The 856-nt window shown below is 37.0% G+C and carries 1 protein-coding gene; it reads right to left on the bottom strand.

Going from position 1 to position 856, the window contains the following annotated elements:
• Nucleotides 1-33 precede the first annotated feature (33 nt).
• Nucleotides 34-856, bottom strand: an 823-nt coding sequence (locus AC3A54_RS25485; protein ID WP_487656669.1) for an IS3 family transposase, incomplete at its 5' end; no start/stop codon positions are given.

The following is an 856-nucleotide window of genomic DNA, read 5'->3' as shown; positions in this document are numbered from 1 at the left end:
TGATCTGACCCAATAAAGTTAGACAAAATATTTCTATGCAACTTTTAAGACTTGAGTTCGGTACTCCACCGGACTCAGGTCTTTTAATTTTGCCTTCATTCGTTTGTGATTGTAATAGTAAATATAGTCCGTTAATTCCCGTTCAAAATGTTCAATACTATCAAATTCCTGTAGATAAAGGAGTTCAGACTTTAATAAACCAAAGAAATTTTCCATCACAGCGTTATCCAAACAGTTACCCTTTCGGGACATACTCTGTGTAATTTGGTGCTGTTCTAATGTTTTTTGGTACTGTTTCATTTGATAATGCCAACCTTGATCTGAATGTAGAATTACTTGTTCTCCTGGCTGAATACGTTCAATCGCTTGGTCTAACATATCGCCTACCAATTTGTAAACAGGACGTTTCATGACCGTATACGCTATAATTTCGCCATTACACAAATCAAGTACTGGAGAAAGGTAACGTTTCTCACCGAACAGGTGGAATTCTGTGACGTCGGTTACCCATTTTTGATTCATTTTCTCGGCAGAGAAATCGCGATTTAAAACGTTCGGAGCGATTTTGCCTACATTTCCTTTATATGAACGGTACTTCTTCATACGTACCATGCATTTTAAACCGATTTCATTCATTAACCGATTGATAGTTTTGGGATCGTGTCGGAACCCTCTTTTTTCTAGCTCTTTTGTAATACGACGATACCCGTAACGACCTTTATGTTCATGAAAAATCTCGTTGATTGCTTCTTTTACTTTCTCATATTTATCAGGTTGATTTAACCGTTTTTCCCAATAATAATACGTACTGCGTGGAATGTCAGCGACTTCAACTAAATCCACAACCTCATACTGA

Source organism: Neobacillus sp. Soil_C_43 (assembly GCF_057656715.1).
This window is presented reverse-complemented; position numbering and strand designations above follow the sequence as displayed.